Consider the following 21,756-nt stretch of genomic DNA (forward strand, 5'->3'; position numbering starts at 1 on the left):
GCTTTCAGTTTCAGTTGTCTGCAGCATCCGTCGCCCCAGACGACAAAAAAGAGCGTTCGAAGTAGGTTAAAGCGCAATCTGCGCGGAATCAACTGCCCGAAATGCTGTCTTTTGTCTTCTGACGTCCGACTTCTCTGACCCGGAGCATCTATGGCGTACTCCTACACCGAGAAAAAGCGCATCCGTAAAAGCTTCGCCAAGCGCGCAGCCGTACAGAATGTGCCTTATCTGCTGGCCACTCAGCTTGAATCCTATGCATCCTTCCTGCAGGCGGAAACCCCGCCGGCGGTGCGGGCGAATCAGGGCCTTCAGGCTGCCTTCAATTCCATTTTTCCGATTACCAGCCACAGCGGCAACGCCCGGCTGGAATTCGTGCAGTTTAATCTCGGTGAACCCGCCTTCGACGTGAAGGAATGTCAGCAGCGCGGCCTGACCTTCGCGTCGCCGCTGCGTGCCCGCGTTCGTCTGGTCATCCTCGACAAGGAAGCGGCTAAGGAGACCATCAAGGAAGTGAAGGAGCAGGAAGTGTACATGGGCGAGATTCCGCTCATGACCAACAACGGCTCCTTCGTCGTGAACGGTACCGAGCGGGTCATCGTGTCCCAGCTGCACCGTTCGCCCGGCGTGTTCTTCGAGCACGATCGGGGCAAGACCCACTCTTCCGGCAAGCTGCTGTTCTCGGCGCGGATCATTCCGTACCGCGGCTCCTGGCTGGACTTCGAGTTCGATCCGAAGGATTACCTCTACTTCCGTGTCGACCGTCGCCGCAAGATGCCGGTCACCATCCTGCTCAAGGCGATCGGGATGACGCCGGAAGAGATCCTCGCGACCTTCCACGACTTCGAATCTTTCACGCTGCAGTCCGAAGGCGCCAGCTTCGCGCTGGTCCCGGATCGTCTGCGTGGCGAAGCCGCCAAGTTCGACGTGGTGGACGTGTCCGGCAAGGTCATCGTCACCAAGGACAAGCGGATCACCGCCAAGCACATCCGCGAACTGGCCAATGCCGGTATCGACACGGTCAATGTTGGCGATGACTTCCTGCTCGGCCGCGTGCTGGCCACCAATGTGGTGAGCCAGGACGGCGAGCTGGTTGCCCGTGCCAACGACGAGATCACCGAGGACATCCTCGACAAGCTCCGCGACGCCGGCGTGACCCAGGTCACCACCCTCTACCTGAACGATCTGGACCGTGGCTCCCACATCTCCCAGACCCTGCGCGTCGACGAAACCGCCGACCAGTGGGCTGCGCGCGTGGCGATCTACCGCATGATGCGTCCGGGCGAGCCGCCCACGGAAGATGCCGTCGAGGCGCTGTTCCAGGGCCTGTTCTACCTGCCCGAGCGCTACGACCTGTCGGTCGTCGGCCGCATGAAGTTCAATCGTCGCGCCTACCCCGAGAAGCTGGACGACAAGGCGCCGGAATGGCAGAAGCGCTTCTACGAGCGCGTCGGCCCGATGGGCGGCGAAGGCGTCGGCACCCTCTCCAACGACGACATCCTGGCGGTTGTCGGCGTGCTGGTCGAACTGCGCAACGGCCGCGGCGAGATCGACGATATCGATCACCTGGGTAACCGTCGTGTGCGTTCCGTCGGCGAACTGGCCGAGAACCAGTTCCGTGCCGGTCTGGTGCGTGTTGAGCGCGCGGTCAAGGAGCGCCTCGGCCAGGCCGAGAGCGACAACCTGATGCCGCACGACCTGATCAACGCCAAGCCGATCAGCGCCGCCATCAAGGAATTCTTCGGTTCGAGCCAGCTGTCCCAGTTCATGGACCAGACCAACCCGCTCGCCGAGATCACCCACAAGCGCCGCGTGTCGGCCCTTGGCCCGGGCGGTCTGACCCGTGAGCGTGCCGGCTTCGAAGTCCGCGACGTGCACCCGACTCACTACGGCCGCGTGTGCCCGATCGAAACCCCGGAAGGTCCGAACATCGGCCTGATCAACTCGCTGGCATTGTTCGCCCGCACCAACCAGTACGGCTTCCTCGAGACCCCGTACCGCAAGGTGACTGACGGCGCCGTGACCGAGCAGATCGACTTCCTGTCGGCGATCGAAGAAGGTCAGTACGTCATCGCCCAGGCGAACGCCGAAGTCGATGAAGCCGGCCGTCTCACCGGCGATCTGGTGTCCTGCCGCAACAAGGGTGAATTCACCCTGGCGACCGCCGACACCGTCCAGTACATGGACATCGCGCCGGGCCAGATCGTGTCCGTCGCAGCCTCGTTGATCCCGTTCCTCGAGCACGACGATGCGAACCGCGCGCTGATGGGCGCCAACATGCAACGTCAGGCGGTGCCGTGTCTGCGCCCCGAGAAGCCCTTTGTCGGTACCGGCATCGAGCGCACCGTGGCCGTCGACTCGGGCACGGCGGAACAGGCGCTGCGTGGTGGCATCGTCGACTACGTCGATGCCAACCGTATCGTGATCCGGGTGAACGACGATGAAACCGTTGCCGGTGAAGTCGGCGTCGACATCTACAACCTGATCAAGTACACCCGTTCCAACCAGAACACCAACATCAACCAGCGTCCGGTGGTGAAGGTGGGTGATCGTGTGGCCCGCGGTGACGTGATCGCCGACGGTGCATCCACCGACATGGGCGAACTGGCCCTCGGCCAGAACATGCTGGTCGCCTACATGACCTGGAACGGCTACAACTTCGAAGATTCGATCCTGATCTCCGAACGCGTGGTGGCCGACGACCGCTTCACCTCGATCCACATCGAGGAACTGACCGTCGTCGCCCGCGACACCAAGCTTGGCCCCGAGGAAATCACCCGCGACATCGCGTCCCTCGGCGAAGCCCAGCTGTCCCGCCTCGACGAATCCGGCATCGTTTACATCGGTGCGGAAGTCGAAGCCGGCGACGTGCTGGTCGGCAAGGTCACGCCGAAGGGCGAGACCCAGCTGACGCCGGAAGAAAAGCTCCTCCGCGCGATCTTCGGCGAGAAGGCTTCCGACGTGAAGGACACCTCGCTGCGCGTGCCCTCCGGCATGAACGGCATCGTCATCGACGTCCAGGTGTTCACCCGCGAAGGCATCGAGCGCGACAAGCGTGCCCAGTCGATCATCGACGACATGCTGCGCGGCTTCAAGACCGACCTCGCCGACCAGATGCGGATCGTGGAGCGCGACGCCTTTGAGCGTATCGAGCGCATGATCAACGGCCAGCCGGCCAACGGCGGTCCGAAGCGTCTCGCCAAGGGCACCGCGATCACCAAGGAATACCTGGAAGGTCTCGACCACTACACCTGGTTTGACATCCGGATGGCCGACGAAACCCTCGCCGCCCAGATGGAGTCCGTCCGCGAAGCCCTCGAGAAGACCCGCAAGGACTTCGACCTGGCTTTCGAAGCCAAGAAGAAGAAGCTCACCCAGGGCGACGAGCTGCCTCCGGGCGTCCAGAAGATGGTCAAGGTCTACCTCGCCGTCAAGCGCCGCCTGCAGCCTGGCGACAAGATGGCCGGCCGTCACGGTAACAAGGGTGTGGTCTCCAAGATCGTCCCGGTCGAGGACATGCCGTACATGGAAGACGGCACCCCGATGGACATCGTGCTGAACCCGCTGGGCGTTCCGTCGCGGATGAACATCGGTCAGGTGCTCGAAACCCACCTGGGCTGGGCCGCCAAGGGGCTGGGCAACAAGATCGACAAGATGGTGCGCGCCAAGGCAACCGCCGACGAAGTCCGCTCGCTGCTCAACCAGATCTACAACGACAACGGCAAGCCGGAAGACATGTCCGACTTCACCGATGGCGAGATCTTCGAACTGGCCGAGAACCTGCGCAAGGGCGTGCCCTTCGCAACCCCTGTGTTCGACGGTGCCAAGGAATCCGAGATCCAGGCCATGCTCGAACTCGCCGGCCTGCCTTCCGGCGGCCAGGTGAACCTGTTCGACGGCCGTACCGGTGAGCCCTTCGAGCGTCAGGTGACTGTCGGCTACAAGCATGTGCTGAAGCTGCACCACTTGGTCGATGACAAGATGCACGCCCGTTCGACCGGCCCGTACTCCCTCGTCACCCAGCAGCCGCTTGGTGGTAAGGCCCAGTTCGGTGGCCAGCGTTTCGGGGAAATGGAAGTGTGGGCGCTGGAAGCCTACGGTGCCGCGTACACGCTGCAGGAAATGCTCACGGTCAAGTCGGATGACGTTACCGGCCGGACCAAGGTGTACGAAAACATCGTCAAGGGCGAGCACAAGATCGATGCCGGCATGCCGGAATCCTTCAACGTGCTGGTCAAGGAAATTCGCTCTCTGGCAATCGACATCGACCTCGACCGCTACTGAGCGGTTGGTTCGATCGATGAGTGCTCACCCTGGATGGAGTGATTGATGAAAAGTTTGCTCGCTGATCTGTTCAAGCAAAGCCTGCCGAACGAGGAAGAGTTCGACGCCATTACCATCAGCCTGGCGTCTCCCGAGACGATCCGGTCGTGGTCCTATGGCGAGGTGAAGAAGCCCGAGACCATCAACTACCGGACCTTCAAGCCGGAACGCGATGGCCTCTTCTGCGCGAAGATCTTCGGCCCGGTCAAGGACTACGAGTGCCTGTGCGGCAAGTACAAGCGCCTCAAGCACCGCGGTGTGATCTGCGAAAAGTGCGGCGTCGAAGTGACCCTCTCGAAGGTTCGCCGTGAGCGCATGGCGCACATCGAGCTGGCCTCGGTGGTTGCCCACATCTGGTTCCTGAAGAGCCTGCCGAGCCGTCTCGGCATGGTGCTCGACATGACCCTGCGCGACATCGAACGCGTGCTGTACTTCGAAGCCTACGTGGTCACCGATCCCGGCATGACCCCGCTCAACCGCGCCCAGATCCTGTCGGAAGACGACTATCTGGCCAAGGTCGAGGAATACGGCGACGACTTCACCGCGCTGATGGGTGCCGAAGGCATCCGTGAAATGCTGCGTTCGCTGGATCTCCCGCACGAGATCGAGAAGCTGCGTTCCGAGCTGGAAACCACCGGTTCCGAAGCCAAGATCAAGAAGATCTCCAAGCGCCTGAAGGTGCTCGAGGCCTTCCAGTCCTCCGGCATCAAGCCGGACTGGATGATCCTGGAAGTCCTGCCGGTGCTGCCGCCGGACCTGCGTCCGCTGGTTCCGCTGGATGGCGGCCGTTTCGCCACGTCCGATCTGAACGACCTCTACCGTCGTGTGATCAACCGGAACAACCGTCTGAAGCGTCTGCTCGAGCTGAAGGCGCCGGAGATCATCGTCCGCAACGAAAAGCGGATGCTGCAGGAGTCGGTCGACTCCCTGCTCGACAACGGCCGTCGCGGCAAGGCCATGACCGGGGCCAACAAGCGTCCGCTCAAGTCCCTGGCCGACATGATCAAGGGTAAGGGCGGTCGCTTCCGTCAGAACCTGCTGGGTAAGCGCGTCGACTACTCCGGCCGTTCGGTGATTACCGTGGGCCCGCAGCTCAAGCTGCACCAGTGCGGTTTGCCGAAGCTGATGGCGCTCGAGCTGTTCAAGCCCTTCATCTTCAACAAGCTCGAGCTGATGGGTCTCGCGACCACCATCAAGCAGGCCAAGAAGATGGTCGAAAGCCAGGAGCCGGTGGTGTGGGACATCCTCGAAGAGGTGATCCGCGAGCATCCGGTCATGCTGAACCGTGCGCCGACGCTGCACCGTCTCGGTATCCAGGCGTTCGAGCCGGTCCTGATCGAAGGCAAGGCGATCCAACTGCACCCGCTGGTCTGCGTGGCGTTCAACGCCGACTTCGACGGTGACCAGATGGCCGTCCACGTCCCGCTGTCGTTGGAAGCGCAGATGGAAGCCCGCACCTTGATGCTGGCCTCCAACAACGTGCTGTCCCCCGCCAACGGCGAGCCGATCATCGTGCCGTCCCAGGATATCGTGCTGGGCCTGTACTACGCGACCCGTGAAGGCGTGAACGCCAAGGGCGAGGGCATGGCCTTTGCCGACGTGGGCGAAGTCAAGCGCGCCTACGAATCCGGTCAGGTGGCACTGCACGCCAAGGTCATCGTCCGCCTGAAGGAATGGGACCTCGGCCCGGAAGGCGAGTCCATCGAGAAGATCACCCGCCACGAGACCACCGTCGGCCGCGCGATCCTCTCCGAGATCCTGCCGGCTGGCCTGCCCTTCAGCGTGCTGCAGAAGCCCCTGAAGAAGAAGGAAATCTCCAAGCTGATCAACGCATCCTTCCGCCGCTGCGGCCTGAAGGCGACCGTCGTGTTTGCCGACAAGCTGATGCAGGCCGGTTTCGGCCTCGCCACCCGCGCTGGCATCTCGATCGCGGTTAAGGACATGCTGGTGCCGGAACTCAAGCACCCGCTGATCCACGCCGCCGAGCAGGAAGTCAAGGAGATCGCCCAGCAATACACCTCCGGTCTCGTGACCGACGGCGAACGCTACAACAAGGTTGTGGATATCTGGGGTCGCGCCGGTGACCAGGTCGCCAAGGCGATGATGGACCAGCTCGGTCAGGAAGACGTGGTCAACCGCAAGGGCGACACCGTCAAGCAGGAGTCCTTCAACTCCATCTACATGATGGCCGACTCCGGCGCCCGGGGCTCTGCCGCCCAGATCCGTCAGCTGGCCGGTATGCGGGGCCTGATGGCGAAGCCGGACGGCTCGATCATCGAAACCCCGATTACCACGAACTTCCGTGAAGGCCTGAACGTTCTGCAGTACTTCATCTCGACCCACGGCGCTCGTAAGGGCCTCGCGGATACAGCGCTGAAGACCGCGAACTCCGGCTACCTCACCCGTCGTCTGGTGGATGTGACCCAGGATCTGGTGGTCATCGAGGACGATTGCGGCACCAAGAGCGGCTTCCTGATGAAGGCGCTGATCGAAGGTGGTGAAGTCGTCGAGCCGCTGCGCGACCGTATCCTCGGCCGTGTGACGACCGATGATCTGGTTCATCCGGATACTCAGGAGACCCTGATCGAAGCGGGCACCATGCTCGACGAAGACATGGTCGACCAGATCGAGAGCGTGGGCCTCGACGAAGTGCGCGTGCGCACTCCGCTGTCCTGCGAAACCCGCTACGGTCTGTGCGCCAAGTGCTACGGTCGCGACCTCGGCCGCGGTTCGCTGGTGAATGCCGGTGAAGCCGTCGGCGTCATCGCGGCCCAGTCGATCGGCGAGCCGGGTACCCAGCTCACCATGCGTACCTTCCACGTGGGGGGTGCTGCATCCCGGGCTGCCGCGGCCAACGCCGTCGAGGCGAAGTCTGCCGGTGTGATCCGCTTCACCCAGAACATGCGCTACGTGGCGAATGCGAAGGGCGAGAAGATCGTGATCTCCCGTTCCGCCGAAGTGGTGGTCGCCGACGAACTCGGACGTGAGCGTGAGCGTCACAAGATCCCGTACGGCGCGACCCTGTCGGTGGACGAAGGTCTGGCCATCAAGGCCGGCACCCAGCTCGCCACGTGGGATCCGCACACTCGTCCGATCATTACCGAATACGCCGGTTTCGTGAAGTTCGAGAACGTGGAAGAGGGTGTCACCGTCGCGAAGCAGATCGACGAAGTGACCGGCCTGTCCACCCTCGTGGTGATCGATGCCAAGCGTCGTGGTGCCAGCACCTCCAAGGGCGTGCGCCCGCAGGTCAAGCTGCTCACCGAAACTGGCGAGGAAGTGCGCATTGCCGGCACCGACCACGCCGTGTCCATCACCTTCCAGGTCGGCTCGCTGATCACCGTGAAGGATGGTCAGCAGGTTTCCGTGGGTGACGTGCTTGCACGTATCCCGCAGGAATCCGCGAAGACCCGCGACATTACCGGCGGTCTGCCGCGTGTGGCGGAACTCTTCGAAGCCCGTGCGCCGAAGGATGCAGGTGTGCTGGCCGAGGTCACGGGTACCGTGTCCTTCGGCAAGGATACCAAGGGCAAGCAGCGCCTCGTGATCACCGAGCCGGATGGCACGGTCCACGAGTTCCTGATCCCGAAGGACAAGCATGTCATGGTCCACGACGGTCAGGTCGTGAACAAGGGCGAACTGATCGTCGATGGTCCCGCCGATCCGCACGACATCCTGCGTCTGCAGGGCGTCGAGGCCCTGGCCCGTTACATCATCGACGAAGTTCAGGACGTCTATCGTCTGCAGGGCGTGAAGATCAACGACAAGCACATCGAGGTGATCGTTCGCCAGATGCTGCGTCGCGTGGTCATCACCGATCCGGGCGATACCGGCTTCATCCGTGAAGAGCAGGTCGAGCGCGCCGAAGTGCTGGACGAGAACGACAAGGTTGTTGCCGAAGGCAAGCTGCCCGCCAGCTACAGCTTCCTGCTGCTGGGTATCACCAAGGCGTCCCTGTCCACCGACTCGTTCATCTCGGCCGCATCCTTCCAGGAAACCACCCGTGTGCTTACCGAGGCTGCCATTCTTGGCAAGCGCGACGAGCTGCGTGGCCTGAAGGAGAACGTCATCGTCGGTCGTCTGATTCCGGCCGGTACCGGCCTTGCCTATCACCGTAACCGCAAGTCGCAGGCGATTGGCGAGGATCTCGGTGAAGGTCATGCCTGGGCGCCCCAGCCGGAAGTTTCCGAAACCGAGAACGCGCAACAAGCCGGTTGACGAAAACTTGACGAAGAAGATATACTCCGGCCTCTTTTTGCGGACTGGCCAATCGTAGTCAGTCGCAGCCGGAATAACCATCCGAGGCGGTCCTGTCGGGCTGCCTCGGTGTTTTGGGAAATTCTTAGCTATGCCAACAATTAATCAACTCGTTCGTAAGGGCCGGCAAGCGCCCGTTTCCAAGAGCAAGGTTCCCGCGCTCGAGGCTTGCCCGCAAAAGCGTGGTGTCTGCACCCGCGTTTACACCACGACTCCGAAGAAGCCGAACTCCGCGCTGCGTAAGGTGGCCAAGGTTCGTCTGACCAACGGTTTCGAGGTCATCTCGTACATCGGCGGTGAAGGTCACAACCTCCAGGAGCACTCTGTTGTTCTGATCCGCGGCGGCCGTGTTAAGGATTTGCCGGGTGTGCGTTACCACATCGTGCGCGGCTCCCTTGACCTTCAGGGCGTCAAGGATCGTAAGCAGTCCCGCTCGAAGTACGGTGCCAAGCGCCCGAAGAAGTCTTAATTGTCGGCATTCAAAGAATAGCGAGAGTCAATCATGCCCCGTCGCCGTGACGTACCCAAGCGTGAAGTCCTGCCGGATCCGAAATTCGGTTCCCAGGATGTTTCCAAGTTCATCAACGCCATCATGCAAAGCGGCAAGAAGTCTGTCGCCGAGCGCATCGTGTATGGCGCCTTCGAAACCATCGTCGCCAAGGGCGGCGGCAAGGACCCGCTGGAGGTCTTCTCCGCTGCGCTCTCCAACGTGCGTCCGGTTGTCGAAGTGAAGAGCCGCCGTGTTGGTGGTGCCAACTACCAGGTTCCGGTTGAAGTTCGTCCGGCTCGTCGTATGGCGCTGTCCATGCGCTGGCTGCGCGAAGCTGCCCGTAAGCGCTCCGAGAAGTCCATGGCTCAGCGCTTGGCTGGCGAGCTGCTCGAGGCCGCCGAAGGCCGTGGCGCCGCGATGAAGAAGCGTGAAGAAGTGCACCGCATGGCGGAAGCCAACAAGGCTTTCTCGCACTATCGCTTCTGATTTCTCAGGCGCAATCGAAGTCGGGCCCTGAAAGGGGCTCGATTTATTTGTAAAGTATCAGTACGAAGTCGTGGGTTGATCCGTGGCTTCGCAAATTCAGGAAGGCAAGGTTAGGCCTGTGGCACGCAAGACTCCTATCGAGCGCTATCGCAACATCGGTATCTCCGCACACATCGACGCCGGGAAGACGACTACCACCGAGCGCATCCTTTATTACACCGGCGTGAGCCACAAGCTCGGTGAAGTGCACGACGGTGCCGCTACGACCGACTGGATGGCTCAGGAGCAGGAGCGTGGCATCACGATTACCTCCGCTGCCGTGACCTGTTTCTGGAAGGGCATGGATCAGTCCTTCCCCGAGCACCGTTTCAACATCATCGACACCCCGGGACACGTGGACTTCACCATTGAAGTTGAACGTTCCATGCGTGTTCTTGATGGTGCGTGCATGGTTTACTGCGCTGTGGGCGGTGTTCAGCCCCAGTCCGAGACCGTGTGGCGTCAGGCCACCAAGTACAAGGTTCCGCGCCTTGCCTTCGTTAACAAGATGGACCGCTCCGGCGCCAACTTCTTCAAGGTCGTCGATCAGATGCGTACCCGTCTGAGCGCCAACCCGGTTCCGGTGGTCATCCCCATTGGCGCTGAAGATTCCTTCGTCGGCGTCGTTGATCTGCTCAAGATGAAGGCCATTTTCTGGGACGAAGCATCCCAGGGTATGAAGTTCGACTATCGCGACATCCCGGCCGAGCTGGAAGGCGTCGCCGCCGAATGGCGTGAAAAGATGGTCGAAGCCGCGGCTGAGGCGTCCGAAGAGCTGATGGACAAGTACCTCGAGAACGGCGAGTTGGCGGAAGAGGAAGTTGTTGCCGGTCTGCGCGCCCGCACCCTGGCTTGCGAAATCCAGCCGATGCTGTGCGGCACCGCGTTCAAGAACAAGGGTGTTCAGCGCATGCTCGACGCCGTCATCCAGTACCTGCCGTCGCCGGTCGATATTCCGCCGGTTGCTGGTGTGGATGACAACGAGCAGGAAGTCGTCCGTCACGCCCTGGATAGCGAGAAGTTCTCCGCCCTGGCGTTCAAGCTGATGACCGACCCGTTCGTCGGTCAGCTGACCTTCATCCGTGTTTACTCCGGCGTTCTGGAGTCTGGCTCTTCGGTGCTGAACTCGGTCAAGGGCAAGAAGGAGCGTATCGGCCGTCTGCTGCAGATGCACGCCAACGACCGTGAAGAAATCAAGGAGGTGCTCGCCGGCGACATCGCGGCTGTTGTGGGTCTGAAGGATGTCACCACCGGTGAAACCCTTTGTGACATCAGCGCCCCGATCATCCTGGAACGCATGGTCTTCCCGGATCCGGTGATCCACGTCGCGGTTGAGCCGAAGACCAAGGCTGACCAGGAAAAGATGGGTATGGCGCTTGGCCGTCTGGCTGCCGAAGATCCGTCCTTCCGTGTCCGTACCGACGAAGAGTCCGGTCAGACCATCATTTCTGGCATGGGCGAGCTCCACCTGGAAATCATCGTCGATCGCATGAAGCGCGAATTCAACGTTGAAGCCAACGTCGGCGCACCGCAGGTTGCTTACCGTGAAGCGGTTCGCAAGGCTGTCGAGCAGGAAGGCAAGTTCGTCAAGCAGTCTGGTGGTCGTGGTCAGTTCGGTCACGTCTGGATCAAGCTTGAGCCGAACGAGCCGGGCAAGGGCTACGAGTTCGTCGATGCCATCAAGGGCGGTGTGGTTCCGCGTGAATACATCCCGGCGGTGGACAAGGGCCTGCAGGAAACCCTGCCGAACGGCGTGCTGGCCGGCTTCCCGGTTGTTGACGTTAAGGTCACCCTGTTCGACGGCTCCTACCACGATGTGGACTCGAACGAAAACGCGTTCAAGATGGCTGCGTCCATGGCATTCAAGGACGCCATGCGCAAGGCCAATCCTGTTCTGCTCGAGCCGATGATGGCCGTCGTTGTCGAAACCCCTGAAGATTACATGGGTAACGTCATGGGCGATCTGTCCGGTCGTCGCGGCATCGTTCAGGGCATGGATGACCTGCCTGGCGGCATCAAGGAAATCAAGGCGGAAGTGCCCCTGGCCGAGATGTTCGGCTACGCTACCCAGCTGCGTTCGCTGACTCAGGGTCGTGCGACTTACTCGATGGAGTTCAAGCACTACAACGAAGCTCCGCGGAACGTCGCCGAAGCCATCATCAACAAGAAATAATTGTCGTTTAAACCTATCAGGAAGCTAAAAAATGGCTAAGGAAAAATTCGAGCGGAAAAAGCCGCACGTAAACGTCGGCACGATTGGTCACGTTGACCACGGCAAGACCACGCTGACCGCTGCAATCACGACCGTTCTGTCGCGCAAGTTCGGTGGCGAGGCCAAGGCCTACGACCAGATCGACGCGGCGCCGGAAGAAAAGGCTCGCGGCATCACCATCAACACCGCGCACGTCGAGTACGAAACCGAGAGCCGTCACTACGCTCACGTTGACTGCCCGGGCCACGCTGACTACGTGAAGAACATGATCACCGGTGCCGCCCAGATGGACGGCGCGATCCTGGTGTGTTCCGCCGCTGACGGCCCGATGCCCCAGACCCGCGAGCACATCCTGCTGGCCCGTCAGGTTGGCGTCCCGTACATCATCGTCTACCTGAACAAGTGCGACATGGTTGACGACGAAGAGCTGCTCGAACTGGTCGAAATGGAAGTGCGCGAGCTCCTCTCCAAGTACGAATTCCCGGGCGACGATGTGCCCATCGTCAAGGGCTCCGCCCTGAAGGCCCTCGAAGGCGACCAGTCCGACATCGGCGAACCGTCGATCTTCCGTCTGGCTGACGCCCTGGATTCCTACATTCCGACCCCGGAACGTGCCATCGACCAGCCCTTCCTGCTGCCGATCGAAGACGTGTTCTCCATCTCCGGTCGTGGCACCGTGGTGACCGGTCGTGTCGAGCGCGGCATCGTCAAGGTTGGTGAAGAAATCGAGATCGTCGGTATCGTTCCGACCGTCAAGACGACCTGTACCGGCGTCGAAATGTTCCGCAAGCTGCTGGATCAAGGTCAGGCTGGCGACAACGTCGGCGTGCTGCTGCGCGGAACCAAGCGTGAAGACGTGCAGCGCGGCCAAGTGCTGTGCAAGCCGGGCTCCATCAAGCCGCACACCCACTTCACTGGCGAAGTGTACGTGCTGTCGAAGGAAGAAGGCGGCCGTCACACCCCGTTCTTCAACAACTACCGTCCGCAGTTCTACTTCCGTACCACGGACGTGACCGGTTCCATCAGCCTGCCGGAAGGCACCGAGATGGTCATGCCGGGCGACAACATCTCCATGACCGTCAAGCTGATCGCTCCGATCGCCATGGAAGAAGGTCTGCGTTTCGCCATCCGTGAAGGCGGTCGTACCGTCGGCGCCGGCGTCGTTGCCAAGGTTATCGAGTAATATTCGTATGGGTGCGGCGCATGGGGTGCCGCACCGTCTGCTCTTTGGGAAATAAAATGCAAAACCAAAAGATCCGTATCCGCCTCAAGGCCTTTGATTACAAGCTGATCGATCAGTCGGCCCTCGAGATCGTGGATACCGCGAAGCGTACTGGTGCTGTCGTTCGTGGCCCCGTGCCGCTGCCGACCCGCATCGAGCGCTTCGACCTGCTGCGTTCCCCGCACGTCAATAAGACTTCCCGCGACCAGTTCGAAATCCGCACCCATCTGCGTCTGATGGACATCGTCGATCCAACCGACAAGACGGTCGATGCGCTGATGAAGCTGGATCTGCCGGCCGGCGTTGACGTCGAAATCAAGCTGCAGTAACTAAAACCTATTGCGCTCACGGCGCAAGGGCCGGTATAATCCGGCCCTTGCGCTTTTTGGCGCAGTTTGTAACGACAATCGGTCCTGGTCAATCGCAACCAGGGTAAGGAGAATAAAATGAGTCTAGGCCTTGTCGGGCGCAAGGTGGGCATGACTCGCATTTTCGCTGAGGATGGTGCTTCCATCCCGGTGACTGTGCTGGATGTGTCCAATAACCGTGTGACCCAGATCAAAACGGCTGAAACGGACGGCTATTCCGCCGTTCAAGTGACCTTCGGTGTTCGGCGTGCCAGTCGTGTTAATAAGGCTGCTGCCGGCCATCTCGCCAAGGCTGGTGTCGAGGCGGGTCATGTTCTCAAGGAATTCCGCGTCGATGCTGATCGTCTGTCCTCGCTTAAGGCGGGTGATGTGGTCGGTGTTGATATCTTCGCTGTGGGTCAGAAGGTCGACGTGAGCGGTGTCTCGATTGGTAAGGGCTATGCCGGTACCATCAAGCGTCACAACTTCGCGTCCGGTCGCGCTACTCACGGTAACTCTCGTAGCCACAATGTGCCGGGTTCCATCGGTATGGCGCAGGATCCGGGTCGTGTTTTCCCGGGTAAGCGCATGACTGGTCACCTGGGTGCTGCGAAGTGCACCGTGCAGAACCTTGAAGTGGTTCGCGTTGATGTTGAGCGCGGCCTTTTGTTGATCAAGGGCGGTGTGCCTGGTCATGACGGCGGCGACGTTATCGTTCGTCCGGCTGTCAAGGCTGGCAACTGACTGGAGGCGTGATGGAACTGAAGCTGTTGAACGAACAGGGTCAGGCGTCTGCGGCCCTTCAGGCGTCCGACGCGCTGTTTGGCCGTGAGTACAACGAAGCCCTGGTTCACCAGGTCGTTGTTGCCTACAAGGCCAATGCCCGCTCCGGCAATCGTGCCCAAAAGGGCCGTGACGAAGTGTCCCATACGACCCACAAGCCGTGGCGTCAAAAGGGTACCGGCCGTGCGCGTTCTGGTATGGGCTCGAGCCCGATCTGGCGTGGGGGCGGTCGTGCTTTCCCGAATTCGCCGGATGAGAACTTCACCCACAAAGTGAACCGCAAGATGTATCGCGCCGGTGTGGCTGCGATCCTGTCTCAACTGGTTCGCGATGGTCGTCTGTCCGTGGTTGAGGGTTTTGCTGTCGAGGCGCCCAAAACCAAGCTGCTTTCGCAGAAGCTAAAGGGCATGGGTCTGGACTCCGTGCTGGTGATCACCGATACGCTCGATGAGAACCTGTACCTGTCGTCCCGCAATCTTCCGAACGTCCTCGTTCTGGAGGTGAGCGAAACCGATCCGGTTTCCCTGGTTCGCTTCCCCAACGTGCTCGTCACGAAGGCTGCGGTCGCCAAGATGGAGGAGATGTGGCAATGAGCGGATTTAAAGAAGAGCGTCTGATGCAGGTGCTGCTCGCTCCCCAGATCTCTGAAAAGGCGACGTACATCGCTGACAAGAACGAGCAGGTGATTTTCCGCGTTGCCAGCGACGCCACCAAGCCTGAAGTCAAGGCTGCTGTCGAGCTTCTCTTCAAGGTTGAAGTGAAAGCTGTTCAGGTGTCGAACGTCAAGGGCAAGCAGAAGCGTTTTGGCAAGATGATGGGGCGTCGTAAGGGCTGGAAGAAGGCCTACGTGTGCCTCAAGCCGGGCCAAGAAATCAACTTTGCGGCCGGGGAGTAATCTAGATGGCACTCGTTAAAGTCAAGCCGACTTCGGCAGGTCGCCGCGCTGTTGTTAAGGTTGTCAATGCCAGCCTTTACAAGGGCGCCCCGCTGGCCTCTCTGGTTGAGAAGCAGTCCAAGACCGCCGGCCGTAACAACAATGGTCACATCACTACCCGTCACAAGGGTGGTGGTCACAAGCAGCACTATCGTGTCGTCGATTTCCGTCGCAACAAGGACGGCATCGTTGCCAAGGTTGAGCGTATCGAGTACGACCCGAACCGCTCCGCCAATATCGCGCTGCTGTGCTACGCCGATGGCGAACGTCGCTACATCATCGCCCCGAAGGGGCTGGTGGTTGGTCAGACCGTCGTTAGCGGTTCCGAGGCTCCGATCAAGGCCGGTAACGCTCTGCCGATCCGTAACATCCCGGTCGGTTCGACGCTGCACTGCGTTGAGATGATTCCGGGCAAGGGCGCTCAGCTCGCTCGCGCTGCCGGAACCTCCGTGCAGCTGCTGGCTCGTGAAGGCATTTACGCCCAGGTTCGTCTGCGCTCCGGCGAAATCCGCCGTGTGCACATCGAATGCCGCGCCACCATCGGTGAAGTCGGCAACGAAGAGCATAGCCTGCGCAAGATCGGCAAGGCCGGTGCGAACCGCTGGCGTGGTATCCGTCCGACGGTTCGTGGTACCGCGATGAACCCGGTGGATCACCCGCACGGTGGTGGTGAAGGCCGTACCGGCGAAGGCCGCGTGCCTGTCAGTCCGTGGGGTCAGCCGACCAAGGGTTATCGTACCCGCAGCGTCAAGCGTACCGACTCCATGATTGTTCAGCGTCGGCACAAGCGATAAGAGGTAAGACATGGCACGTTCTATTAAGAAGGGCCCCTTTATCGACGCTCACCTTCTGAAGAAGGTTGACGCCGCTCGGGCCTCGAATGACAAGCGTCCGATCAAGACTTGGTCGCGCCGCTCCACCGTGCTGCCGGATTTTGTGGGTCTGACGATCGCCGTCCATAACGGCCGTCAACACATTCCGGTGTACGTTTCCGAAAACATGGTTGGTCACAAGCTCGGCGAATTCGCGCTGACCCGGACGTTCAAGGGTCACGCCGCCAGCAAGAAGGCCAAGCGCTAAGGAGATATGAGTATGGAAACCAAAGCCATTCTCCGCGGCGTTCGCCTGTCGGAACAAAAAGGTCGGCTCGTGGCGGATCTGGTTCGCGGCAAGACGGTCGAGCAGGCGCTCAACATCCTGACCTTCAGCCCGAAAAAGGGCGCGAAGATCATCAAGAAGGTTGTCGAGTCTGCCATCGCCAACGCCGAGCACAACGACGGCGCTGATATCGATGCGCTGCGCGTCAAGACGATCTACGTTGAGCAAGGTATGACGCTGAAGCGCTTCACCGCGCGCGCCAAGGGCCGCGGCAATCGCATCAGCAAGCCGACTTGCCATATTTACGTGACGGTCGGAGAGTAAGGAGATCCCATGGGACAGAAAATCCATCCGACCGGCTTCCGTCTGGCGGTCACGCGTAATTGGGGCTCTCGCTGGTTTGCTGCTGGTAGCGATTTTTCGACGATGCTCAACGAGGACCTCAAGGTTCGCGCGCATCTGAAGAAGAAGCTTGCCCACGCTTCCGTGAGCCGTGTTGTCATCGAGCGTCCTGCTAAGAATGCCCGCATCACCGTTTTCAGCGCCCGTCCTGGTGTTGTGATCGGCAAGAAGGGCGAGGACATCGAGAAGCTGAAGGCCGATCTGCAAGGCATCATGGGCGTGCCCGTGCATGTGAACATCGAGGAAGTTCGCAAGCCGGAAATCGACGCTCAGCTGATTGCTGACTCGATCTCCCAGCAGCTCGTCAAGCGGATCATGTTCCGCCGCGCGATGAAGCGTGCGATGCAGAACGCCATGCGTCTGGGTGCCCAGGGCATCAAGATCATGAGTTCCGGTCGTCTGAATGGTGCCGAAATCGCGCGTACCGAGTGGTATCGCGAAGGTCGTGTGCCGCTTCACACCCTGCGTGCCGACATCGACTACGGTGTTTCGGAAGCGCACACCACCTACGGTGTCATCGGCATCAAGGTGTGGGTGTACAAGGGCGAAGCGCTCGCCCGTAACGAGCAGCCCGCAACGACGGAGAACGAAGGCGACAACCGCCGCGGCCGTCGTCGCAATGAGGGTGCCGACAGCAAGCCGGGTGCCAAGCGTCCCGCGCGCCGCACGAGCGGTGATCAGGCTGATGGTGCAAAACGGACCAAGAAAGAAGCAGGAGTGAATGATGCTGCAGCCGTCGAGAAGGAAGTATCGTAAGGAGCAGAAGGGCCGCAACAAGGGTCTCGCCACCCGCGGCGCCAAGGTTAGCTTTGGCGAGTACGGTCTGAAGGCGGTTGGGCGTGGTCGTCTTACTGCTCGTCAGATCGAGTCTGCTCGTCGTGCGATGACCCGTCACATCAAGCGTGGCGGTCGTATTTGGATTCGCGTTTTCCCGGACAAGCCGATCTCTTCGAAGCCGGCGGAAGTGCGGATGGGTAACGGTAAGGGTAGCCCGGAATACTGGGTTGCCGAGATCCAGCCCGGCAAGGTTCTCTATGAGATGGATGGTGTTGACGAAGCCCTGGCTCGCGAGGCGTTCCGCCTGGCTGCCGCCAAGCTTCCGATTGAAACCGTCTTCGTTGTCCGGATGGTGGGGTAAAACATGAAAGCTTCGGAATTGCGTGCGAAAGACGCTGACCAGCTGAACGCGGAAATGCTCGAGTTGCTGAAGGCTCAATTCAGCCTCCGCATGCAGATCGCGACCCAGCAGCTCAGCAACACGTCGCAGCTCGGCAAGGTTCGCAAGGACATCGCACGGGTCAAGACCATTCTTCGTGAGAAGGCGGGTGCGAAATGAACGATCAGGTCAAGAAGAACAAGCGCGTCGAAGTCGGCCGCGTTGTTAGCGACAAGATGACCAACACCGTGACGGTGCTGGTTGAGCGCCGCGTGAAGCACCCGCTGTATGGCAAGGTGATTACGCGTACCGCCAAGTACCACGCCCACGTTGAGGCTGGTGTTGCGAAGGAAGGCGATCTCGTTCAAATCGAGGAAACCCGCCCGATCTCCAAGACCAAGACCTGGCGGGTGACCAAGGTCATCGAGCAGAGCGTAGTGGTTTAAGTTGCATTAGTTGTACAAATGGCTTGCCAAGAGATTGGCAAGCCATTATTATTGCCGTCTTTGCTCTTGCGCGGTTCCTGCGCAAGTCCAATCAACCCGAACGGGATCCAAGACTGGCCGCCCATAGCGTGTCAAGTTGGAGAGTTTAAATGATCCAAATGCAAACGATGCTGGACGTCGCCGATAACACCGGCGCGCGTTATGTGATGTGCATCAAGGTGCTTGGCGGCTCTAAGCGTCGCTACGCCGGGGTGGGTGACATCATCAAGGTGAGTATCAAAGATGCGGCTCCGCGTGGTCGTGTCAAAAAGGGTGACGTCTATAGCGCCGTGGTGGTTCGTACCGCCAAGGGTGTTCGTCGCCCCGATGGCTCGCTGATCAAGTTCGACAGCAACGCTGCTGTCCTGCTTAACAACAAGGGCGAGCCGATTGGTACGCGTATCTTCGGGCCGGTGACGCGCGAGCTGCGTACCGAGAAGTTCATGAAGATCGTCTCCCTGGCGCCCGAAGTTCTCTAAGGAGTAGTTGTGAATAAGATTCGCAAAGGCGACGAAGTCGCCGTCCTGACGGGGAAAGACAAGGGCAAGCGCGGTACGGTTCTGCGAGTCGATGAGGGCGTTGTCGTCGTCGAAGGCATTAATCGTGTCAAGAAGCATGTGCGCCCGAACCCCATGAAGGGCGAGGTGGGTGGCATCGTCGAAAAGGAAATGCCGCTTCAGATTTCGAACGTCGCGCTGTTTAATGCCGCGACCCAGAAGGCCGATCGTGTCGGCTTCAAGGTTCTCGAAGATGGCAAGAAGGTTCGCATCTTCAAGTCCACCGGCGAAGTAGTGGATGCGTAAGGGATAGTCATGGCTCGCCTGCAAGAATTCTACAAAGAGACCGTTGCCCCTGAGCTTCTCAAGAAGTTCAGCTACAAGTCGGTCATGGAAGTCCCGCGTATCACCAAGATCACCCTGAACATGGGTGTTGGTGAAGCTGTCGGCGACAAGAAGGTTCTCGACTATGCTGTTGGCGATCTGCAGAAGATCGCTGGTCAGAAGCCGGTGACCACGAAGGCCAAGAAGTCCATCGCTGGCTTCAAGATTCGTGATGGTTACCCGATCGGCTGCATGGTCACGCTGCGTGGTCCTCGTATGTACGAGTTCCTCGATCGCCTGGTTACGATCGCCATGCCGCGTATCCGCGACTTCCGCGGTATCGCCGGCAAGGGTTTTGATGGTCGTGGTAACTACAACCTGGGCGTCAAGGAGCAGATCATTTTCCCCGAAATCGAGTACGACAAGATCGATGCTCTGCGTGGGATGAATATCAGCATCACGACGACTGCTAAGACTGACGACGAGGCGCGCGCTCTGCTCGCCGCGTTCAAGTTCCCTTTCAAGAACTGAGGGTTTTATGGCGAAACTGTCTCTGATCAATCGCGAAGAGAAGCGTGCTAAAACGGTTGCGAAATTCGCGGCCAAGCGTGCTGCCCTGTTCGAGCAGATCAACAACGCCAAGCTGTCCGACGAAGAGCGCATGGTTGCTCGTCTGAAGCTGCAGCAACTGCCGCGCAACTCCAGCCCGAGCCGTCAGCGCAATCGCTGCGAGCAGACCGGCCGTCCGCGTGGTGTTTTCCGTAAATTCGGTCTGTGTCGCAACAAGCTGCGTGAAGTTGCCTTCCGCGGTGAGGTGCCCGGCATGACCAAGGCTAGCTGGTAAGGGGTCGAAGATGAGCATGTCTGATCCGATCGCCGATATGCTGACGCGCATTCGTAACGCGCAGCAGGCGCAAAAGAGCTCGGTCGCGATGCCCTCGTCCAAGCTGAAGGTTGCGATCGCCAAGGTGTTGAAGAGCGAAGGCTACATTGACGACTTCGTCGTGAATCAAGCTGAAGGCAAGGCTGAACTGGGCCTGTCGCTGAAATATTACGCCGGTCGTCCGGTCATCGAGCGCATTGAACGCGTCAGCCGTCCTGGCCTTCGCGTTTATAAGGGTCGCGATGATCTGCCCCGCGTGATGAACGGCCTGGGTGTGGCGATTGTGTCCACCCCCAAGGGCGTGATGACTGACCGCGCTGCGCGCGCTGCCGGTGCCGGCGGCGAAGTGCTGTGCATCGTGGCTTAAGGGAGGAATGAAATGTCCCGCGTAGCCAAGAATCCGGTCGCCATTCCGGCTGGTGTCGAAGTCAGCATCGACGCAAGCAATATCGTTGTCAAGGGTCCGCTCGGTACGCTGACTCAGCCGCTGCATCCGTCCGTCAAGGTCGAGCGCGGCGAAGCTGGTGTCCAGTGCTCCGCCATTGAAGGCGCTGTGAACAGCAAGGCCATGTCCGGCACGATGCGTGCGCTGGTCAATAACATGGTCACCGGCGTTTCCAAGGGTTTTGAACGCAAGCTCACGCTGGTTGGTGTGGGTTATCGTGCTCAGGCCCAAGGCGACAAGCTGAATCTGACTCTCGGCTTTTCCCATCCTGTTGCTCACCAGATGCCTGCTGGCATCAAGGTGGAGACCCCGACTCAGACCGAAATTCTGATCAAGGGTGTCGACAAGCAGGCTGTCGGTAAGGTTGCTGCTGAAGTTCGTGCCTATCGCGCACCTGAGCCCTATAAGGGCAAGGGCGTCCGCTATGCCGACGAGGTGGTCACCTTGAAAGAAACGAAGAAGAAGTAAGGGCGGATCATGACGACCAAGAAGGAAACGCGTTTGCGCCGGTCACGGAAAACCCGTGCCAAGATCGCGGAAATGAAGGCAGTCCGACTGTCCGTGTTCCGTTCCAACAGCCACATCTACGCGCAGATCATCGCCGGTTGCGGTTCCAAGGTCCTTGCGGCTGCGTCCACCGTCGAGGCGGATGTGCGCACCCAGGTGGCGAACGGTGGCAACAAAGCCGCTGCGGAACTCGTTGGCAAGCTGATCGCTGAGCGTGCAAAGGCTGCCGGCATCGAGGCTGTGGCTTTCGATCGCTCGGGTTTTCAATACCACGGCCGCGTCAAGGCGCTTGCCGATGCCGCCCGCGAAGGCGGATTGAAGTTCTAAGCGAGGTTTAGCATGGCTAAGCAGCAAGGTAATAAGAAAGTGCAGGCCTCCGACGAGCGCGATGACGGCCTGCGCGAAAAGATGGTCTCCATCAATCGCGTCACCAAGGTGGTGAAGGGTGGCCGGATCCTCGGTTTTGCCGCACTGACCGTTGTTGGTGATGGCGACGGTGGCGTTGGCATGGGCAAGGGCAAGTCCCGCGAAGTGCCGGTTGCTGTTCAGAAGGCGATGGAAGAAGCTCGTCGCAAGATGAACAAAGTGTCCCTGAAGAACGGCACCCTGCATCACTCCGTGATCGGCAAGCATGGCGCGTCTTCCGTGCTGATGCAGCCGGCCCCCACCGGTACCGGCATCATCGCCGGCGGTGCGATGCGTGCGGTCTTCGAAGTGATGGGCGTTACCGACATCATCGCGAAGTCGATCGGCTCGACCAATCCTTACAACGTCGTTCGTGCGACGCTGAACGGCCTGATGGCGACCAATGCGCCGTCCGTCATCGCTGCGAAGCGTGGCAAGACCGTCGAAGAGATTCAGGGGTAAAT

Annotated in this window: 25 protein-coding genes; all 25 read left to right on the forward strand. The window is 60.2% G+C overall.

The features are described 5' to 3' along the window. Window positions 1-150: 150 nt before the first annotated feature. The 25 genes from rpoB (at window position 151) to rpsE (ending at window position 21,754) form a co-directional block, all read left to right on the forward strand. Window positions 151-4,281 carry a DNA-directed RNA polymerase subunit beta gene (rpoB, locus tag GH681_RS14455; RefSeq protein WP_153162158.1) on the forward strand — a complete coding sequence of 1,377 codons (4,131 nt, stop codon included), beginning with the start codon at window positions 151-153 and terminating at the stop codon, window positions 4,279-4,281. A gap of 45 nt (window positions 4,282-4,326) precedes the next feature. Beyond that, a complete protein-coding gene (gene rpoC / locus GH681_RS14460; protein ID WP_153162159.1) occupies window positions 4,327-8,538 on the forward strand; it encodes a DNA-directed RNA polymerase subunit beta' in 4,212 nt (1,403 codons plus the stop codon). Window positions 8,539-8,668: 130 nt separating this feature from the next. After that, window positions 8,669-9,046: a 30S ribosomal protein S12 gene (gene rpsL, locus GH681_RS14465; protein ID WP_079432645.1), complete on the forward strand. Its 378-nt coding sequence runs from the start codon at window positions 8,669-8,671 to the stop codon at window positions 9,044-9,046. Window positions 9,047-9,079: 33 nt separating this feature from the next. Further along, window positions 9,080-9,553 carry a 30S ribosomal protein S7 gene (gene rpsG, locus GH681_RS14470; protein WP_153162160.1) on the forward strand — a complete coding sequence of 158 codons (474 nt, stop codon included), beginning with the start codon at window positions 9,080-9,082 and terminating at the stop codon, window positions 9,551-9,553. A gap of 118 nt (window positions 9,554-9,671) precedes the next feature. Continuing rightward, window positions 9,672-11,765 (forward strand): elongation factor G, encoded by a 2,094-nt coding sequence (gene fusA / locus GH681_RS14475; RefSeq protein ID WP_153162191.1) that lies wholly within the window; start codon window positions 9,672-9,674, stop codon window positions 11,763-11,765. Window positions 11,766-11,796: 31 nt separating this feature from the next. Further along, window positions 11,797-12,987: an elongation factor Tu gene (tuf, locus tag GH681_RS14480; protein WP_153162151.1), complete on the forward strand. Its 1,191-nt coding sequence runs from the start codon at window positions 11,797-11,799 to the stop codon at window positions 12,985-12,987. Window positions 12,988-13,043: 56 nt separating this feature from the next. Beyond that, window positions 13,044-13,355, forward strand: a complete 312-nt coding sequence (gene rpsJ / locus GH681_RS14485; RefSeq protein ID WP_079432648.1) for a 30S ribosomal protein S10 — start codon at window positions 13,044-13,046, stop codon at window positions 13,353-13,355. Between the two features lie 117 nt (window positions 13,356-13,472). Beyond that, on the forward strand, window positions 13,473-14,117 hold the full coding sequence (rplC, locus tag GH681_RS14490; protein WP_153162161.1) for a 50S ribosomal protein L3: 645 nt from the start codon (window positions 13,473-13,475) through the stop codon (window positions 14,115-14,117). 11 nt (window positions 14,118-14,128) lie between these two features. Further along, window positions 14,129-14,749 (forward strand): 50S ribosomal protein L4, encoded by a 621-nt coding sequence (gene rplD, locus GH681_RS14495; protein ID WP_153162162.1) that lies wholly within the window; start codon window positions 14,129-14,131, stop codon window positions 14,747-14,749. After that, window positions 14,746-15,051, forward strand: a complete 306-nt coding sequence (rplW, locus tag GH681_RS14500; protein ID WP_153162163.1) for a 50S ribosomal protein L23 — start codon at window positions 14,746-14,748, stop codon at window positions 15,049-15,051. Before rplD ends, rplW begins: the two co-directional genes overlap by 4 nt. Window positions 15,052-15,056: 5 nt before the next feature. After that, entirely contained in the window at window positions 15,057-15,884 is an 828-nt protein-coding gene (gene rplB, locus GH681_RS14505; protein WP_153162164.1) for a 50S ribosomal protein L2, read from the forward strand. Between the two features lie 10 nt (window positions 15,885-15,894). Further along, entirely contained in the window at window positions 15,895-16,170 is a 276-nt protein-coding gene (gene rpsS / locus GH681_RS14510; protein WP_011767136.1) for a 30S ribosomal protein S19, read from the forward strand. Window positions 16,171-16,182: 12 nt separating this feature from the next. Next, window positions 16,183-16,512, forward strand: coding sequence for a 50S ribosomal protein L22 (gene rplV, locus GH681_RS14515; RefSeq protein WP_153162165.1), 330 nt, complete (start codon window positions 16,183-16,185; stop codon window positions 16,510-16,512). 9 nt (window positions 16,513-16,521) lie between these two features. Beyond that, window positions 16,522-17,346 (forward strand): 30S ribosomal protein S3, encoded by an 825-nt coding sequence (gene rpsC / locus GH681_RS14520; RefSeq protein WP_153162166.1) that lies wholly within the window; start codon window positions 16,522-16,524, stop codon window positions 17,344-17,346. Then, a complete protein-coding gene (gene rplP / locus GH681_RS14525) occupies window positions 17,315-17,728 on the forward strand; it encodes a 50S ribosomal protein L16 (protein ID WP_153162192.1) in 414 nt (137 codons plus the stop codon). The genes rpsC and rplP overlap by 32 nt, the downstream gene beginning before the upstream one ends. Window positions 17,729-17,731: 3 nt before the next feature. Continuing rightward, on the forward strand, window positions 17,732-17,926 hold the full coding sequence (gene rpmC, locus GH681_RS14530; RefSeq protein WP_153162167.1) for a 50S ribosomal protein L29: 195 nt from the start codon (window positions 17,732-17,734) through the stop codon (window positions 17,924-17,926). Next, window positions 17,923-18,192, forward strand: coding sequence for a 30S ribosomal protein S17 (gene rpsQ, locus GH681_RS14535; protein ID WP_153162168.1), 270 nt, complete (start codon window positions 17,923-17,925; stop codon window positions 18,190-18,192). The genes rpmC and rpsQ overlap by 4 nt, the downstream gene beginning before the upstream one ends. Before the next feature lie 149 nt (window positions 18,193-18,341). Further along, window positions 18,342-18,710, forward strand: a complete 369-nt coding sequence (rplN, locus tag GH681_RS14540) for a 50S ribosomal protein L14 (RefSeq protein WP_153162169.1) — start codon at window positions 18,342-18,344, stop codon at window positions 18,708-18,710. Window positions 18,711-18,719: 9 nt separating this feature from the next. Then, window positions 18,720-19,034, forward strand: a complete 315-nt coding sequence (rplX, locus tag GH681_RS14545) for a 50S ribosomal protein L24 (protein ID WP_153162170.1) — start codon at window positions 18,720-18,722, stop codon at window positions 19,032-19,034. A 9-nt stretch (window positions 19,035-19,043) separates the two neighbouring features. Further along, the gene (rplE, locus tag GH681_RS14550) at window positions 19,044-19,583 is read left to right on the forward strand and encodes a 50S ribosomal protein L5 (RefSeq protein WP_153162171.1); all 540 of its coding nucleotides are present in this window, start codon (window positions 19,044-19,046) and stop codon (window positions 19,581-19,583) included. A 7-nt stretch (window positions 19,584-19,590) separates the two neighbouring features. After that, window positions 19,591-19,896 (forward strand): 30S ribosomal protein S14, encoded by a 306-nt coding sequence (gene rpsN, locus GH681_RS14555; RefSeq protein ID WP_153162172.1) that lies wholly within the window; start codon window positions 19,591-19,593, stop codon window positions 19,894-19,896. 10 nt (window positions 19,897-19,906) lie between these two features. After that, window positions 19,907-20,302: a 30S ribosomal protein S8 gene (rpsH, locus tag GH681_RS14560; RefSeq protein WP_153162173.1), complete on the forward strand. Its 396-nt coding sequence runs from the start codon at window positions 19,907-19,909 to the stop codon at window positions 20,300-20,302. Window positions 20,303-20,314: 12 nt separating this feature from the next. Next, window positions 20,315-20,848, forward strand: a complete 534-nt coding sequence (rplF, locus tag GH681_RS14565) for a 50S ribosomal protein L6 (protein WP_153162174.1) — start codon at window positions 20,315-20,317, stop codon at window positions 20,846-20,848. A 9-nt stretch (window positions 20,849-20,857) separates the two neighbouring features. Then, a complete protein-coding gene (gene rplR / locus GH681_RS14570) occupies window positions 20,858-21,214 on the forward strand; it encodes a 50S ribosomal protein L18 (protein ID WP_153162175.1) in 357 nt (118 codons plus the stop codon). A gap of 12 nt (window positions 21,215-21,226) precedes the next feature. Next, the gene (gene rpsE / locus GH681_RS14575) at window positions 21,227-21,754 is read left to right on the forward strand and encodes a 30S ribosomal protein S5 (RefSeq protein ID WP_153162176.1); all 528 of its coding nucleotides are present in this window, start codon (window positions 21,227-21,229) and stop codon (window positions 21,752-21,754) included. Window positions 21,755-21,756: the final 2 nt, after the last annotated feature.

The sequence above is a fragment of the Zoogloea sp. 1C4 genome (genome assembly GCF_009469605.1).
GTDB classification, from domain to species: domain Bacteria; phylum Pseudomonadota; class Gammaproteobacteria; order Burkholderiales; family Rhodocyclaceae; genus Zoogloea; species Zoogloea oryzae.